The 16630-nt window shown below is 55.0% G+C and carries 16 protein-coding genes; 9 read left to right on the top strand and 7 right to left on the bottom strand.

The annotated features are described in order from the left end of the window. The first annotated feature begins 14 nt into the window (after window positions 1-14). From PSE_RS17810 to PSE_RS17830, 5 genes are read left to right on the top strand one after another with little or no spacing between them, the layout of a single operon-like run. Window positions 15-1163: an ABC transporter ATP-binding protein gene (locus PSE_RS17810; protein WP_014286124.1), complete on the top strand. Its 1149-nt coding sequence runs from the start codon at window positions 15-17 to the stop codon at window positions 1161-1163. Between the two features lie 8 nt (window positions 1164-1171). Further along, a complete protein-coding gene (locus PSE_RS17815) occupies window positions 1172-2128 on the top strand; it encodes an ABC transporter permease subunit (protein WP_014286125.1) in 957 nt (318 codons plus the stop codon). Then, on the top strand, window positions 2125-2943 hold the full coding sequence (locus tag PSE_RS17820; RefSeq protein ID WP_014286126.1) for an ABC transporter permease: 819 nt from the start codon (window positions 2125-2127) through the stop codon (window positions 2941-2943). The genes PSE_RS17815 and PSE_RS17820 overlap by 4 nt, the downstream gene beginning before the upstream one ends. Window positions 2944-2957: 14 nt before the next feature. After that, on the top strand, window positions 2958-3935 hold the full coding sequence (gene speB / locus PSE_RS17825; protein ID WP_014286127.1) for an agmatinase: 978 nt from the start codon (window positions 2958-2960) through the stop codon (window positions 3933-3935). Window positions 3936-3969: 34 nt separating this feature from the next. Then, window positions 3970-5367, top strand: coding sequence for a glutamine synthetase family protein (locus PSE_RS17830; RefSeq protein ID WP_014286128.1), 1398 nt, complete (start codon window positions 3970-3972; stop codon window positions 5365-5367). Window positions 5368-5439: 72 nt separating this feature from the next. Here the strand turns inward: PSE_RS17830 and PSE_RS17835 are convergent, their stop codons facing one another. The 4 genes from PSE_RS17835 to PSE_RS17850 are packed head-to-tail and all read right to left on the bottom strand — an operon-like array spanning window position 5440 to window position 9378. Next, the gene (locus tag PSE_RS17835; protein ID WP_014286129.1) at window positions 5440-6210 is read right to left on the bottom strand and encodes an SDR family oxidoreductase; all 771 of its coding nucleotides are present in this window, start codon (window positions 6208-6210) and stop codon (window positions 5440-5442) included. Continuing rightward, window positions 6210-7148 (bottom strand): SDR family oxidoreductase, encoded by a 939-nt coding sequence (locus PSE_RS17840; RefSeq protein WP_014286130.1) that lies wholly within the window; start codon window positions 7146-7148, stop codon window positions 6210-6212. The genes PSE_RS17835 and PSE_RS17840 overlap by 1 nt, the downstream gene beginning before the upstream one ends. After that, window positions 7145-8065: a bile acid:sodium symporter family protein gene (locus PSE_RS17845; RefSeq protein WP_014286131.1), complete on the bottom strand. Its 921-nt coding sequence runs from the start codon at window positions 8063-8065 to the stop codon at window positions 7145-7147. Before PSE_RS17845 ends, PSE_RS17840 begins: the two co-directional genes overlap by 4 nt. Further along, window positions 8062-9378 (bottom strand): NAD(P)/FAD-dependent oxidoreductase, encoded by a 1317-nt coding sequence (locus PSE_RS17850; RefSeq protein WP_014286132.1) that lies wholly within the window; start codon window positions 9376-9378, stop codon window positions 8062-8064. Before PSE_RS17850 ends, PSE_RS17845 begins: the two co-directional genes overlap by 4 nt. A gap of 65 nt (window positions 9379-9443) precedes the next feature. On the opposite strand from PSE_RS17850, the gene PSE_RS17855 reads away from it, so the two are divergent. The 4 genes from PSE_RS17855 to PSE_RS17870 all read left to right on the top strand — a co-directional run bounded on the left by PSE_RS17855 (window position 9444) and on the right by PSE_RS17870 (window position 13302). Then, window positions 9444-10142, top strand: coding sequence for a TetR/AcrR family transcriptional regulator (locus tag PSE_RS17855; RefSeq protein WP_014286133.1), 699 nt, complete (start codon window positions 9444-9446; stop codon window positions 10140-10142). Window positions 10143-10418: 276 nt separating this feature from the next. Continuing rightward, window positions 10419-11423: a TRAP transporter substrate-binding protein DctP gene (gene dctP, locus PSE_RS17860; protein ID WP_014286134.1), complete on the top strand. Its 1005-nt coding sequence runs from the start codon at window positions 10419-10421 to the stop codon at window positions 11421-11423. Window positions 11424-11467: 44 nt separating this feature from the next. Continuing rightward, window positions 11468-11965, top strand: coding sequence for a TRAP transporter small permease (locus PSE_RS17865; RefSeq protein WP_041769089.1), 498 nt, complete (start codon window positions 11468-11470; stop codon window positions 11963-11965). 23 nt (window positions 11966-11988) lie between these two features. Continuing rightward, a complete protein-coding gene (locus tag PSE_RS17870; RefSeq protein WP_008547157.1) occupies window positions 11989-13302 on the top strand; it encodes a TRAP transporter large permease in 1314 nt (437 codons plus the stop codon). Window positions 13303-13368: 66 nt separating this feature from the next. On the opposite strand, the gene PSE_RS17875 is transcribed toward PSE_RS17870, so the two are convergent. From PSE_RS17875 to PSE_RS17885, 3 genes are read right to left on the bottom strand one after another with little or no spacing between them, the layout of a single operon-like run. After that, on the bottom strand, window positions 13369-14154 hold the full coding sequence (locus tag PSE_RS17875; protein ID WP_014286136.1) for an oxepin-CoA hydrolase, alternative type: 786 nt from the start codon (window positions 14152-14154) through the stop codon (window positions 13369-13371). Further along, window positions 14151-15287, bottom strand: a complete 1137-nt coding sequence (locus tag PSE_RS17880; protein ID WP_014286137.1) for an acyl-CoA dehydrogenase family protein — start codon at window positions 15285-15287, stop codon at window positions 14151-14153. Before PSE_RS17880 ends, PSE_RS17875 begins: the two co-directional genes overlap by 4 nt. Window positions 15288-15296: 9 nt before the next feature. Continuing rightward, window positions 15297-16493 carry an acyl-CoA dehydrogenase family protein gene (locus PSE_RS17885; protein WP_014286138.1) on the bottom strand — a complete coding sequence of 399 codons (1197 nt, stop codon included), beginning with the start codon at window positions 16491-16493 and terminating at the stop codon, window positions 15297-15299. Between the last annotated feature and the right edge of the window lie 137 nt (window positions 16494-16630).

Here is a 16630-nt window from a genome sequence, read left to right on the forward strand (position 1 = left end):
TGGAGCGGGCCACTATGGAAACTCTGGTCAATACGCAACCAGTCTGCAAGTTCGCACCTTGGGAAGATCCCACCCAGGAACCCTTGGTGCGTTTTGAAAATGTCACGAAGAAATTCGGCGACTTCACTGCCATCGAGGACCTGACGCTCAACATCTACGAGCGCGAGTTCTTTGCCCTTCTCGGCCCATCCGGCTGCGGCAAAACCACCATGATGCGCATGTTGGCTGGCTTTGAATATCCAACCGCAGGCAACATCATGCTCGGCCAGAGCAATCTGCAAAAAGCCCCACCGCACAAGCGACCCGTCAATATGATGTTCCAGTCCTACGCCCTCTTCCCGCACATGACGGTGGAACAGAACATCGGCTTCGGGCTGAAGCAGGAAAAAACGCCCAAACCCGAAATCAGGCGACGGGTAGAAGAAATGCTGTCGCTGGTGCAGCTGGAACCCTTCGCCAAACGCAAGCCACACCAACTCTCAGGCGGCCAGAAGCAGCGCGTCGCACTTGCCCGCTCTCTTGCCAAGAAACCCAAACTCCTTTTGCTGGATGAACCTCTTGGCGCGCTGGATCGCAAGCTGCGCGAGCAGACCCAGTTTGAGCTGATGAACATTCAGGAGCAGCTCGGCCTCACCTTTGTCATCGTCACGCATGATCAGGAAGAAGCCATGACGGTGGCCAGCCGCATCGCCGTGATGGACCACGGCAAGATCGTGCAGGTCGCCACACCCGCTGAAATCTACGAGTACCCGAACTCCCGCTACTCCGCAGACTTCCTTGGCGACGTCAACATCATCGAAGGCCGCGTCGACATCACCACAGGCGAAACAGCCAGCCTCTACTGGGCGGAAGGCGAGACGCCACTAGCCGTCTCAACCAAACTCCGCCCACGAACAGGCACCACAGCATGGCTTGCTGTACGTCCGGAAAAGCTACGTATCTCCAAGGATAAACCAGAGAACACAGACAACTGCGTGAAAGGTGAAGTCTGGGATATCGGATACACCGGCAACATCTCCACCTACCACGTCAAAGCTTCCAACGGCACGATCCTAAAAGCGCAGGTGTCCAACCGCGAACACCTCGCCGACCGCCCGATCACGTGGGAAGACACAGTCTACGTCTACTGGGAAAAAGGCGCTGGCGTCTTTCTGGAAACGTGAGGTAAGCCATGACCGTTGCAGACATCACCTCACCCACGGAAGAAACGCAGGACACCACCAATCTGGACACAGGCTGGGGCCGCAAAATGCTTATTGCTGTCCCATACATCTGGCTCCTGATCTTCTTCCTCGCACCATTCGTGATCGTTCTCAAAATCTCCCTGTCAGATGTCATCCTTGCACGCCCACCCTACTTCCCAACCTTCGACTTTGCTGAAGGCTGGCAAGGCTTCTGGGCCATGTTGCAGGCGTTTGATCTGGAGAACTATGTCTGGCTGACCGAAGACTCGCTTTATCTGAACTCCTATCTCAGCAGCCTCAAGATCGCTGCTATCTCAACCTTCCTCACACTTCTAATCGGCTACCCGATCGCCTACTCCATGGCCAAAGCCCCCAAGGAGTGGCGGGCAACTCTGTTGATGTTGGTGATCCTGCCTTTCTGGACCAGCTTCCTCATCCGCGTTTACGCATGGATCGGCATTCTGAAAAAAGAAGGCTTCCTCAATTACTTCTTACTCTGGACAGGCATCATTGATGAGCCGTTGACGATCCTGAACACAGACACCGCCATCTACATCGGCATCGTCTATTCCTATCTGCCTTTCATGGTGCTGCCGCTCTATGCCGTGCTGGAAAAACTGGATGGATCATTGCTGGAAGCGGCAACTGATCTCGGCTGCTCTCCCATGAAAGCCTTCTGGGTGATCACGCTTCCACTCTCCCTGCCCGGAGTATGGGCTGGCTGCTTCCTCGTCTTCATTCCTGCGGTCGGTGAGTTTGTCATTCCGGACATTCTGGGCGGCTCCAGCACCATCATGATCGGCAAAACGCTCTGGGTGGAATTCTTCTCCAATAGAGACTGGCCAGTAGCCTCAGCGGTGGCAATTCTGTTGCTACTCATGTTGATCCTGCCCATCATCCTGTTCCAGAAACAGCAGGAGAAACAAGCGGAGGCCAGCCAATGACCCGCTTCAACTGGTTCAACACCACAACGCTCACACTCGGCTTTGCCTTCCTTTATCTGCCGATCATTCTGCTGATGATCTACTCCTTCAATGAATCCAGACTGGTCACCGTTTGGGCAGGTTTCTCCACCAAATGGTATCAGTCCGTCTTCTTCAACAAGAATTTCATCAACGCCGCCTGGGTTACATTGCGCGTCGGTTTCATCTCCGCGAGCATCGCCACCGTACTCGGCACCATGGCTGCACTCGTGCTCAACCGCGCTGGACCGTTTCATGGCAAAACCCTGTTCACAGGTATGATCTACGCGCCCATGGTCATGCCAGAGGTCATCACCGGCCTGTCACTACTCCTACTCTTCGTCTCGCTGGACTTCACCCGCGGCTTCTGGACAGTCACACTGGCCCACATCACCTTCTCCATGTGCTATGCTGCCGTTGTCGTCTCCGCCCGTCTGGTGACCTTTGAACGCAGCCTTGAGGAAGCCGCGCTGGATCTGGGCTGCACCCGCTTTTCAGCCTTTATGCAGGTGACACTACCCATCATCTTTCCGGCAATTTTGGCCGCATGGCTGCTGGCTTTCACGCTGTCGCTGGATGATCTAGTCATCGCCTCCTTCGCCTCCGGCCCCGGCGCCACAACACTGCCCATGAAAATCTATTCTCAGGTGCGCATAGGCGTTTCACCTGAAATCAATGCCTTGTCTTCCATTCTCATCGCTGTCGTTGCTGTCGGCGTGATCACCGCCTCGCTGGTCACAAAACAGGCACAGGTCAAGCGCATGAAGGAAGAACAGCTGGCCATAAGCTCAACCTGATCGAGGAACGAAACGTGTCTGATGTAAAACACCCATCCTCGCTAGATGAATACTCGCATGGAGATCTGGCCTACACCCGCTCCACGCCCTACGGCACAATAGCTGAATCCAGCTATGCCGGTGCGCTCAGCTTCATGCGCCGCAAGTTCACGAAAGACCTGACTGGCGTTGATGTCGCCGTTCTGGGCATTCCGTTCGACACCTCTGTCAGCAACAGACCGGGCTGCCGGTTTGGTCCACGCGCCATCAGGCAAGCCTCCTCCATTCTGGCATGGGATCATGCATGGGGCTGGTCATTCGACCCGTTCGACCGCCTTGCCGTTGTCGATTACGGCGATTTCATCTTCGACCCCGGCTATCCAATGAGCGTACCGGAGGATCTGGAACGTCAGGCCGCCAAAGTTCTGCAAGCAAATGTCGCCACGCTCATGCTAGGCGGAGACCATTTCAGCACGTACCCCATGCTCAAGACACATGCCCAAAAGCACGGGCCTTTGTCTCTCATCCAGTTTGATGCCCACAGCGATACATGGACGGACAACTCCACCCGCATCGATCACGGCACCATGTTCTACAGGGCTGTGAAAGACGGCCTGATCAATCCGGAAACATCGATACAGGTTGGTATCAGAACCAACAATGAAGACACGCAGGGCCTCACCACAATTACGGCGGACTGGGTGCGTAATAACGGGGCGCAGGCCACCATTGATCGCATTCTTACAGTCATAGGACAAAGCGCCTGCTACATCAGTTTCGACATAGACTGCCTCGACCCAGCCTTCGCCCCGGGCACAGGCACACCAGTCGTTGGCGGCATGAACACCGGGGAAACTCGCGAGATCCTGCGCGGCCTTGCTGGAATAAACCTGAAAGGCATGGACCTTGTGGAAGTGGCCCCTGCCTACGACCATGCTGAAATCACGGCCCTTGCCGGAGCCACATTAGCGCTGGACTTGCTATGCATCTACGCCAGCCAGACCACCAGATAAAACAACAGACCAGATCACGACCAGAAGAGTTCGCATGCCTACCCTGACTGCTGTAAAGCCGCAATTGGATCAGTTTCGCCTAGAAGCCGATGCCTTCCTGAAACAATACCCGGATCTGGAAAAGATCGAGATCCTCTATGCAGGTTTCTGTGGCCCGCTCAGAGGCAAATGGCTGCCCGCTGAAATGCTGCAAAAGCTGACAGAAGGCGGCGTGCGCCTGCCTCTCTCAACAGTGGCATTGGACATATGGGGCGTCGATGTTCCAGCAACGGGCCTTGCCATTGAGCGTGGTGATCCGGACGGTGTATGCATTCCCGTTCCCGGAACTTTGAAGCTCGTACCATGGGCCAAAGTGCCAACCGCACAGGTGCTGGTGACACTCTTTGAGATTGATGATCAAAAACCAACTCCGCTGGACCCGCGCTACGTGCTGGAAACGGTGGAGAAGAAGTTCCAGAACAAAGGTCTGACACCCGTTGTCGCCACGGAGCTGGAGTTTTACTTCATCGATATTGAGCCCGGCCCAACCGGCCTGCCACTGTCACCTTGCATTCCCGGCACCAATCAACGCCTAGAAGCTTCGCAGATTTATGATCTGGACATCATGGCCCAGTTTGAACCTCTCCTCATGGAGATCAATCAGGCCTGCAAGATTCAGGATATCCCGGCAGACACCACTATTTCTGAGTTCGGCCACGGCCAGTTCGAGATCAACCTCTTGCACGTGCCAAGCGCAGTGGAAGCAGCTGATCATTGCCTGATGTTCAAACGCGTTGTTCGTCACATCGCCCGCAAACACGGCATGGATGTCACGTTCATGTCCAAGCCATACCGCGAAGAAACCGGCAGCGGCTTCCACGTTCACACCAGTCTGCTGGATGCACATGGCACCAACATCTTTAGCGGCACAGCGGAAGAAGCCAATCCCGCGCTCCGCAATGCCATTGGCGGCCTGCTGGAAACCATGCTGGACATGCAAATCCTGTTTGCCCCACACGCCAACTCCTACCGCCGTCTTCAGCCTGGTTCTTATGCTCCAATCACGTGCTGCTGGGGCTATGATCACCGCGCCGCTGCCATTCGCGTGCCCGCAACCCACGGCAAAGGCGCACGACTGGAACACCGCGTGGCTGGCGCAGATGCAAACCCCTATCTGGTTGTTGCCGCCATTTTGGAAGGCATTCATCTCGGCCTTGAGAACCAAAGCGACCCCGGCATGCCCATCACTCTGGAAGCAGACCTGACCCAGTATGACCACCTCACAGGAAACTGGGAGGTCGCCATCCAGACATGGTTGCAAAGCAAGGCTGCGGAACAGATGAGCACGGAAGAGTTCCACCGCATGTACGGCACCAGCAGAACGGCGGAATACGAGGTGTTTGCAACAACAATCACAGGGTTTGAGTGTCAGACCTACGCCAGGAAGGTCTGACACATCATCAAAGGCATGGTCTCTGTGTTGGAAGCTAAAGTATAGCCGGGGACCAGCCTCAAATCGCAGAGCTTAACTCGGCTCCTTGATGTTCCGTTCCATCAGCTTTTGATAGGCGCGTGGAGACACCCGGTTCAACCACCACGCCAGACTGGCGACACGTCCAACCGGTTTCATACGGGTCTTGCGTTCATAGGCTTTGTAGATGATCTCCGCCGCCCGCTCCGCACTCATGTAATCAACACCATCTGTTGAAGACCCCGGACGTACCAGCCCGTTCTCTTGCTTCTCAGCGCGCCCCACATTGGTCGCCACAAACGACGGCGCAGCAATCAGCGTGTGTACTCCGTAAGATTTTTCCTCTGATCGCAACGAACTGAAGAACCCTTCCAACGCATGCTTGCTGGCCGCATAAGCGGTCCGCTTGACAAGGGGCGAAAAACCCGCAACAGACGAGATCGCCAGATGACACCCTTTGGAAGCCCGCACTGCTTTCAAAAACGCCCGCGCCGTATGCACTGCCCCAAAGTAGTTCACATCCAACACCTTGCGATGTGCACTTAAATCCATATCCGCAAACAGTCCGATATGCGTAATGCCTGCATTGTAAACCACCAGATCGATGCTTGGACGCTCCGCAAGAACCTGTTCTGCCACCTGCTCAACCGCACCACCATCGGTTAAATCACACGCGTAGATGCTCTGCTTCTCATGGCTGCCAAGAGCCTCCAGACCCGGCCCCGGCAAATCCAGCAGAACCGTATGCCAGTTCTCCCGCTGCAACCGGGCCGCAAGCGCCTGCCCCAGTCCACCGGCACCACCTGTAATAATTGCTGTCTTCATCAAAGCCCCACAGATACGCGCCAGTGTTCAAACACCTCTGCACTTGTCTTCTCCGGCGTATAACCGAACTCGGACTTCAGCCGCTCATTGGCCAGCACCGGGCGGTATTGCAAAAACCGAACCTGCTCCGGCCCGTAACGTGACAACCGCAACGGCTTTGCAACACCTAGAACAAGCTTGATCAACCATGACGGCAACTTCAGAACCGGTTTTTTCAGCACTTCGCCAAGCTGCTGCAAAGACAACGCGCCATCCCCGGCAACGTTGTAAATCCCAGCTGGTGCCTCAGTCGCCGCACGCAGCAGGATGCGGGCAAGATCCTGCGTCCAGATAAAGACGAACGCACTGTCTGATCCGGCAATGCCAAGCAGCCGAGGTTTATGGAAGAGTGAGGTGATCTGGTTGTCCATACCAGTTCCAAGCACCGTCCCAACCCGCAGCACTACCTGCTCCAGCTCAGGCGCCTCGTCTCGTGCTTTGGCAAGCGCTGTTTCCACCAGACGCTTGTGATAGGAATACGCAAACTCTTCGTTCCCACGAATGCCATCCTCTTCGCGCAATGGAACCGGGTTGTCAGCATGGTAGCCATAAGCAGCACCGGAAGAGGTCACCACCAACCGCTTCACGCCAGATTGGATCGCCCCGTCAATCACGGCCTGCGTACCTTCCACATCAACCAGATACTCAATCTCCCGCGTGGAGGTGGCCGATGGCGTCACGATGGAGGCCAGATGTACAATCACATCCGGCCGCTCCTGCTCGATCACCGCACCAACCCTATCCGTGGTTACGTCCAACATCCGATATCGGGCAGTCTCAGGCAGATCTGCTGGCTCGCGGATATCGGTTGCAACGACCTCCAGATCCGTCTGCCCCAGCTCTTTTAGAAACGCCTGTCCAACACCACCTGCAGCGCCTGTTATCAGCAGTTTGGTCATAGCGTTGCCTCCGCTGGAACCTTCACTGCCTTACGCGCCATGAAGCTGGCCAGCGCCAGACCGCTGATCGCATGCCAGATCCCCCAGGCTGCCGCCACAACAGACATACCGCCCAACCCGCCAAAGAAGCTGAAGATCAGCACCAGCCCAAGACCAGAATTCTGAATGCCTGTCTCAATGGTGATTGCCCGCCGGTCATAAGCCGACACACCCGCAACCGTCGCCAGCGTATAGCCAGCAGCCAATGCCAGTCCGTTATGGAAGATCACCAAAGCCGCTACAGCCCCAACATAAGCCAGAAAGAAGTTCCAGTTGGCCACCAGCGCGATGAAAATGAAGCCGATAAAGATCCCCATGGATGCCAGCCGCAAAGGTTGCCGAATTTTCGCAGCAAGGCGTGGCTTCACCCGGTTTAGCAGAATGCCAAGAAACAGCGGCAGCACCAGCATAAAGCAAACCGTAATCGCGACTGAGAGCTTGTCGATATGCGTCTCCTGCAGGATCGCCCGCGTCGGCCCATAGAGACTACCCCAGAACGCAATGTTAAACGGCGTCGCGACGATCGCCCCTACTGTTGCAAAGGCCGTCATGGAAACAGAAAGCGCCGCATTGCCGCCCGCCCGATGCGTGATGAAGTTGGAGATATTTCCACCCGGACACGCCGCCACCAGAATAAGCCCCAGCGCGATGGAGGGCCTCGGCTGCACCAGCAGCACTAGTAAAAACGTCAGGCTCGGCAACACCAGAAACTGCGAGCACAGGCCAATCACCACTGGCTTGGGTGCCAGCGTCAAACGCTTGAAGTCAGAGGGGCAAAGATCAATCGCGATGGAGAACATCACAATCGCCAAAATGCCATTGAGCAGCGTTAGAGAGCCGGAGTTGAAGTTAAGAACAACGAGGTCAATGTCACTCATGCCATCTCCCTCTTCAACGCCTGCGTTCGTTTGTTGAGCGCGGAGCGATAGCTTTGCTTATCCACGTAGTAGGCCATGCGTGCCAGTTTCAGGTAGTTCATCCCTCCGGTTTCACGCGCAAACCCCTTGGCCTTCTCTGCTTTGATCGCTTCTGCCGCAGCGCTGCCATCCTTAAGCCCGCGCAGATACCGCGCAACCAGCTCCGCCTGATCATGCCGCCCCTGCCAGCCCAGACCGGTCGCTTCAATCATGCCCATTACAAACAGATCATTCCGTTCCGGATGCATGCAGTTCAGGAACAGATGCGGCGCATCCCCCTGCCAGTTCAACAGCTCTTTATCGATGAAGGGGTAATGCAGCTTGTAGCCGGTGGCCGCAACAATCAGATCATATTCCGCTTCTTCACCATCACGGAACCGCACCGTGTTTCCATCCAGCTCTTTGATATCAGCGCGAATGCCAATATCACCGTGGCCGGCATGGTAGAGAATGAGCGAGTTCACCACCGGATGGCTCTCATAAAGCGCGTAATCCGGCTTTGGGAAACCATAGGCCTGCGGATCGCCCACGAACCATTTCAGCAGCGTCTGATCCACACGCCGCTTCAGCCACAACGGTAGTTTCACCGCACCGCCCATGGTGTCCGCTGGTTTACCGAAAACATATTTGGGAACAAAGTAATAGCCACGCCGCATGGAGATATCGCAGTGAACGCCATGATGGATCGCGTCAACGGCAATATCGCAGCCTGAGTTGCCCGCCCCGACAATCAGCACCCGCTTGCCCGCAAACTGCTGCGCACTCTTGTATTTGCAGGAATGGATCAGATCTCCGGCAAACTCGCCCTCAAACGCTGGCATGTTCGGTTCTGACAGCGTCCCATTCGCAATCAGCACACCGGCAAACTCAGCTGAATGATCTCCGCCCTGATCTCTCCAGCTGACGGTCCACCCCTCACCATCACCACCCAGCGGCATAATACGGGTCACTTCCGCCCCAAAGTGATAGCGCCGCTTCAAATCAAACTGTTCGGCAAAATCCTGAAAGTAAGTTTTCAGCTCACGATGACCGGGATACTCGGCGATATGATCACCCATCGGAAAATCCGTAAACTCGGTCATCTTCTTAGATGAAATCAGATGCGCGGACTCGTACATGGTCGATTTGGGACCATCAATATCCCAAAGCCCACCCACATCGCTGTGCAGCTCAAAACCCTGAAAATCTATTCCCTGCTCAATAAGTGTCTTCGCCGTGGCAAGCCCCATCGGCCCTGCCCCGATTAAGGCATAGCTCTCCTTTGAAATATTCACTGTTCGTCCCCCCTCAGAACTACAATTAGATTGAACAGTCGTACAAAGTAAGGCAAGCTCTTTTTATGATTAAGAAGATTTCGCAGGAAAAACAAAGACAAAGAGCGCCCTCAAAAAGCTCTTTGGAGACGCGCCAGAAGATTCTCGACGCGGCTGAACACCTGTTTGCCTTTCGCAGTTATGACGCGGCATCCATCAGAGATATCGCTCAAAGAGCGGACGTGAAGCTAGGTCTCGTGAACCACCACTTCGGCACCAAAGAAGACCTGTTTTTCAAAACAGTCGAGCGCCGCGCTGAGGAGTTGGCCCGCCTTCGTCTGGATGCACTGGAGCTGCTGAAAGCATCCGGAGAAGCGATCACCCTCAGAGGTATTCTGGAGGCCTTTTTCTACCCTTATCTGGAAAAAGCCGAAAACAGTGGTCCCGGCTGGCTCGCCTATGCCCGGCTGGTGGCCATGGTCTCAGCGGAAGAACGCTGGAGCACAATCTCCAGAGCTTGCTTCGATCCCACCGCGAAAGTGTTTCTCACAGAGATCGCAAAGCTCTACCCAGAAACAGACCTGAGAAAAGTCTCCGCAACCTTTGTCTTTTCCATCTCCTCCCAAATCGCCCTGTGCACCTCTGCCTGGCGTGTGGACGCGATGGCCGGGAAAGATCACACTTCAGGCATTGCTGAGCTGAAGACCTTGCTGGTGGACTTCGCCACGGCTGGCATCCATAGCGCACTGTCACAGCAGGCACGCAATATATCTGCAAATGCATAGATAAAACGCTATAGTTTAATTATTTTAAGCTTGAACATATATGTATTTGTATGTACCCTCCATCTATTCTTAGGGCTTAAGCAATAGGTTACAGAGCGCATTTCATATAAAAAGACGTGTTAAGAGCGATTTTGCAAACTGACAAACCAACTCAGATTCATCAGGAAAAATCAGCGTTAGACTGAGCTCACCAGAGCATTTGGATCCAGCATTGACGAGAGCCCGCAGACAATTGCGCCAAACGGACGGAACACCGGCGCAATCTGGGAGGGATCTATGAAATTCAATTCTTTAAAACGTGCATTTGCATCTGTTGTAATGGGTGCAGCACTTCCATCCATGTTGTTTGCCGGCTCCGCGCAGGCAGAAGAAATTCTCAAAGCAGTTTCAGCATTTCCAAAACCGCTTGCTTTCACCCAGTCTTTTCTGGGCTATGTAGATCTAGTCAACGAACGCGGCAAAGGCGTCGTGCAAATCCAGCATATCGGCGGCCCGGAAGTCTTCCCTTCCAACCAGCAGGTGGCAGCAGTTGAGCGTGGTATCGTAGACATTCACTACGGCCCTGCCGGATATCACCTCGGCTCTATGCCGGAAGCCGACGCGTGGCTCGGCTCCACCATCACAGCCGCTGAAGGACGCAAAAACGGCGGCTTTGCGCTGATGGAAAAAGCCTTCAAAGATCGTCTCGGCGTCAAGCTGATGGCCCACATCGATTCTGGCATCAAGTTTCACATCTACACCATCGGTGAACCGCAAAAACGCGCAGATGGCAGTGTGGACCTGACAGGCAAACGCCTGCGCACCTCACCTGTTTACAAAAGCTTCTTTGAAGCACTGGACGCCATTCCCGTCTCAGCCCCTGTGCCGGACATTTACACCGGACTGGAACGCAACGTGTTTGACGGCGCAGGCTGGCCAATCGTCGCCATTCAAGACCTTTCATGGGACAAGTTCCTGAAATACCGCGTTGATCCGGGCTTCCTGCAAACAGACCTTTCCATCGTAATGAGCCCGGCCAAATGGGACAGCCTGAGCCCGGAAGCTCAGAAGATCCTGCAGGATGCAGCCATTGAGTACGAGCAGAAGTCCTACGATCAGTTCCAGACCATCATCGCTGCCACAGACACCAAGGTGCACGAAGATGGCATGACCATTGTTCGCCTGGAAGGCAAAGCGGCGGACGACTATCTGGACAAAGCCTATGACGCTGTCTGGAACCGCATGAAAGCCAGCAACTCTCCGCTCTATGATGAGCTGAAGAAAGCCTACTACCAGCGTTAAACATGGAAGGGGCACCAGCCCCTTTCTCCTTGCAGAGAGAACCCATGTCTCTTCCCAAAATCTACTCCGGTCTCATCACCGGCCTTGCGGTGATTGGCGCCCTTTCCTTCGTGTTCATGACCTTTGCCATCGTGGTCAACGTGATCCTGCGCAACACCGGGCAACAGCCCATACAGGCGACCACAGCTCTGATCGAATACTCCTTGCTGTTCGCTACCATGGCCGGTGCGCCTTGGCTGGTCCGTCAGGGCGGGCACATCGCAATCACCTCGTTCACCAGCTTCCTGCCTCCGGCCATGAAAACAGCTCTCGGCCGAGCCGTATTGCTTGCATCCGCAAGCATTCTTGCCGTGCTCAGCTGGCGGGCGACCTTGCTGACAGCGCAGATGTGGGAACGCGGTACCTATGACATCAGATCAATCGCCATTCCCTCGTGGATCCTTTACGCCTTTCTCGCAGCGGGCTTCGGATTAATGGCACTTGAGTTCTTCAGGCTGCTGCTTCGCGGAGATATCTACTCCGGCGAAAGCGCACAGCACTAACACCACAGAAAAGGACCACACCTATGGACTGGCACCTTTCTCTGGTCGCAATGTTCACCACCATTCTGGCTTTGATGGCCATCGGCATGCCCGTTGCTGTCGCCTTTCTGACGATCAATCTGTTGGGCACGCTCTATTTTATGGGTGGCCTGAGCGGCATTGATCAGCTCATCGCAAACTCCACCACCTCCATCACCAACTTCTCGTTGGTACCTGTACCTTTGTTTTTGGTGATGGGAGAGCTGCTGTTTCACACCGGTCTTGCCATGCGTGTGTTTGATGCGCTCGACAAATGTTTCGGCGGTATCAAAGGACGCCTCTCCTATATGACTGTGGTTGGCGGAACAGTCTTCGCAACGCTGTCCGGCTCCTCCATGGCCAACACCGCCATGCTTGGGTCAACCTTGATGCCGGATATGGTCAAGCGCGGATACAAGCCACACATGATCATGGGCCCAATCGTTGCCACCGGCGGCCTTGCCATGATCATCCCGCCCTCATCTCTGGCCGTTCTGCTGGGCTCCATCGGGCGCATCGATGTGGGCGCACTGCTGATCGCAGGCATGATCCCCGGCCTCTTACTGGCGCTCATGTTCATCCTCGTCATCCGCACCCAGATCTCACTAGATCCGGCTTCAGCTCCCGGCCACCCGGATGTAAAAGCCTCTGTGCCGGAAATGATCAAAGCCGTCACCTTCGACGTGCTGCCCATGGGATTGGTGATCTTCGCGGTGGTGGGTCTAATCTTGCTGGGCTGGGCAACGCCGTCAGAATCTGCTGCATTCGGTGTGCTAGCGGTGGCTTTTCTCGCCGCACTTTACAAAAAGCTGACGATTGAAGCGATCACCAAGTCGCTGCGCGGTGCACTGATCGTGTCAACGCTCATGCTGACGATCATCATCGGTTCCACCACCTTCTCGCAGATCCTGGCATTTTCCGGTGCCTCTTCGGGCCTGATCATGTGGTCATCCGGCTTTGATCTCAACGCCTACACTATGTTGGCTATCCTGTTCCTGACACTCGTGTTCCTCGGCATGTTCATGGATCAACTTTCCATCATGATGCTGACCCTGCCGGTCTTCATGCCGCTGGTCAGCCTCTACGGGTTTGATCAAGTCTGGTTCGGCGTTGTCATGCTGCTGGCGCTGGAGCTGAGCCTCGCAACACCGCCATTCGGCTTGCTGTTGTTTGTGATGGTGGGTGTCAGCCCAAAAGGAACCACCATCGGCAACGTGGCATGGGCCGCTTTGCCTTACATTCTCTGTACACTCGCCCTGATTGTCGTGCTTGCCATTTTCCCTGAGCTGGCAACGTGGTTACCTCAAATCACGCGATAAAACGGGCTCAACTGGCCTTGAAGCGGATCACCTGCTTCAGGGCTTTTTCTTTTCTTTAGGTCTCACCTAATCAAACTCAGGCAAGCGCCGCTCCAGAAAGGCATTGATCCCTTCCTGAGCTTCATCACCACCAAGTGCCTCCGCCATGGTGTCCCGCTCCAGATCCATCTGAGCGTCAAAACTGTTGCTGTCAGATGCATCAACCAACCGTTTGATTGAAGCCTGAGCCCCAGCCGGACCTTGCGCAATGCGATCTGCCAGCAAATTCGCCTCAACCAGTGCAGGCTTGTCACTGAGTACATTGACAACACCCAGCTGATGAAGCCGCTCTGCTGAAACAGGCTGCCCTAACAGACACATTTCAGTGAGCAGCTGCCGGGGGATCAGGCGAGAAAGCGAGGCCGTCGCCCCACCATCCGGCACCAGTCCCACCTTCACATAGGCCAGCGTAAACTCCGCCTGCCGATCCGCCACCACGAAGTCACAAGCCAAAGCCAGAGACACACCAGCCCCTGCTGCTCCACCATCGACCGCCGCAATCACCGGCTTCGCGCAGCTTCTCACTTTCCTCAGCAGATTATGGAGCTTTTCAATATTATTTTTTCGCTCAGAAATCGTCATCTCGCGGCGCTTGACCAGCGTGTTCAGATCTCCACCCGCACAGAAGTAACCGCCTTCCCCCATCAGGATAACGGAGCGGATCTCGGGCTCCTCATTGGCCAAATCCAGCGCCTGCGAAAGCCCTTCATAATACTCTGGCGAAAGCGCATTGCGGCGGGAGGAGTTGCAGTTCATGACGATGAGTCGATCAGATTTCCGCTCAACGCTGACAAGAGAAGCCCGTTTCATCATGAGATCTCCCGCACAGCTTCCGCCTGCATAACACCAACAAAGCGCTCCAGATGATAATCCACATCACCCAGCTGATGGTCGATCATCATCAGGCGTTTCGCATAGTGGCCCAGAGCGTACTCCTCAGTCATCCCGATCCCGCCATGCAGCTGGATGGTTTCTTCGCAAACCAACTGAGCAACCCGGCCAATCAGGTTCTTCGCTGCACTCACATGTTTGTCCCGTAAGGATAGCTCGGCAGACAGGTGTCCGGCCACATTGATCAGTGCAGAGCGGGCCTGCTCAATCTCGATAAGAACAGTCGACATCCGGTGCTGAAGCGCCTGAAACTTGCCCAGCGCACGGCCAAACTGCGTTCGCACCCGCAAGTACTCAACCGTCAGATCCTTTGCCGCTTCCATAGCACCAACCGCCTCAGCGCACAGGGCAACAACACCAGCTGCACGCGCAGCTTCCAGAGCAGGAAGAACAGCTTGCGAAGCCCCCAGACACGCGGAAACCGGAACCTCCACATTCACCAGCGCAATGTCACTAGCGTGATAACCATCCAGATTGGGATAAGAGTGCCGCTCCACACCCGCAGCATCAGCATCCACCACAAACAGCAGCAAGCCTTCATCACCGCGCGCACTCACAATCAGCTTATCCGCACTCGGCCCGCCAATCACCACGCTCTTGGTGCCATTCAATCGATACCCATCATCAATCCGCTCAGCCTTCGTCTCCACCACATCAAGATCATAGCGCGACTGAGGTTCTTCCAGTGCGGACACAATCTTCAGATCACCAGCGATCACCTCCCTAATCATCGCCTTCTGCGCATCAGAACCAAGCGCGCTGAGCAAGTGACCGGCCATAACGCCAGAAGTCATCAACGGCTCCACACTGGCAGCACGGCCCAGCTCCTCAAACACAACGGCAATGTCAAAGCCGCCACCGCCAAAGCCTCCATATTCCTCGGCAAACAACACACCGATCACCCCAAGCTCAGCAAAATCACTCCAAACCTTCCCCGAGCAACCTTGACCATGAGAAATGGAAGCAGAGCGCTGCTCACTGCCATAATTATCAGAGAGATAGCGATGCAACGTCTCCTGAAGCATCCGCCGTTCTTCGCTATGATTGAAATCCATGGAACACTCCTAGAGACCGAGAATGGCTTTGCTGATGATGTTGCGCTGGATCTCATTGGATCCACCGAAGATGGAGAGCTTGCGGTTGTTGAAGTAGCCCGGGCTTGCAGAGGAAGCATAATCCGGCCCAACCCCTCGCGCATTCGCACCGCTATCCAGCGCTTCAGAGACAAACGGCATGGCATAACGCCCAACCGCCCGCCGTGTCAGATCGTTAATCGCCTGCCGGATTTCCGTGCCCTTAATCTTCAGCATAGAACTCTCCGCCCCCGGCGCTTGCCCAGCTGCCGCTTTGGCAATCATGCGCAGGTTGGTGGTCGCCATTGCCATCAGATCAATCTCAATCTGCGCAATCCGCCCTGCAAAATACGGGTTCTCCAACAAAGGTTTTCCGCCTGACATCTGCTTGGTGCAGATCTCCTTCAGATGAGCCAGTCCTGCAGTCGAAAAGCCAACACCGGCAATATTGGTACGCTCGTGGGTGAGCAGATATTTAGCGTAGGTCCAGCCCTTGTTCTCCTCTCCAACAAGGTTGACCGCCGGCACCCGCACGTCCTCAAAAAACACTTCATTCACTTCCTGCCCGCCATCTATCAGAGTGATGGGCCGAACAGTGACACCTGGCGTCTTCATATCAATCAGCAGAAACGAGATGCCTTCCTGCGCTTTTACCTCAGTATCCGTGCGCACAAGGCAGAAGATCCAATCTGCATGCTGTCCCAGTGTAGTCCAGGTTTTCTGACCGTTGACAACATAGTGGTCACCATCCCGAACAGCACGGGTCTTCAGAGAGGCCAGATCAGAACCAGCCTGTGGTTCCGAGTAGCCCTGACACCACCAATCCGTGCCATCCAGAATGCGGGGAAGAAAATGATCCTGCTGAGCCTTGCTGCCAAACTTCATCAGCACGGGCGCCAGCATGGAGAGCCCAAAAGGGATCGTCCGCGGCGCATGAGCAAGACAAAGCTCCTCCTCAAAGATATGCCGATAGACTGCATTCCAGCCTGTACCGCCATGCTCAACAGGCCAGTTGATCGCCAGCCAGCCCCGCTTGTTCAGCGTCGCATGCCACTCTTCATGATCTGTCTTGGAAAGACGCTTGCCCAGCCGGACTTTTTCCGAAAGTGTCGGCGACAGGTTCTCCTTCAAAAAAACACGAACCTCATCACGAAACGCCAGCTCATCAGCTGAATAGTTCAAGTCCATATGCCGCCCTCCCCGCTTCACTGGACATAACTTTCGGGAAAGACCGGTACAAACACACCACCTCACCCCATCATGAAGTCAGAGTATCGCGCACCCAGATTATTTCAATATGTAATTTATAATTCCATTATGCAGAA

The sequence above is a fragment of the Pseudovibrio sp. FO-BEG1 genome (assembly GCF_000236645.1).
GTDB lineage: Bacteria > Pseudomonadota > Alphaproteobacteria > Rhizobiales > Stappiaceae > Pseudovibrio.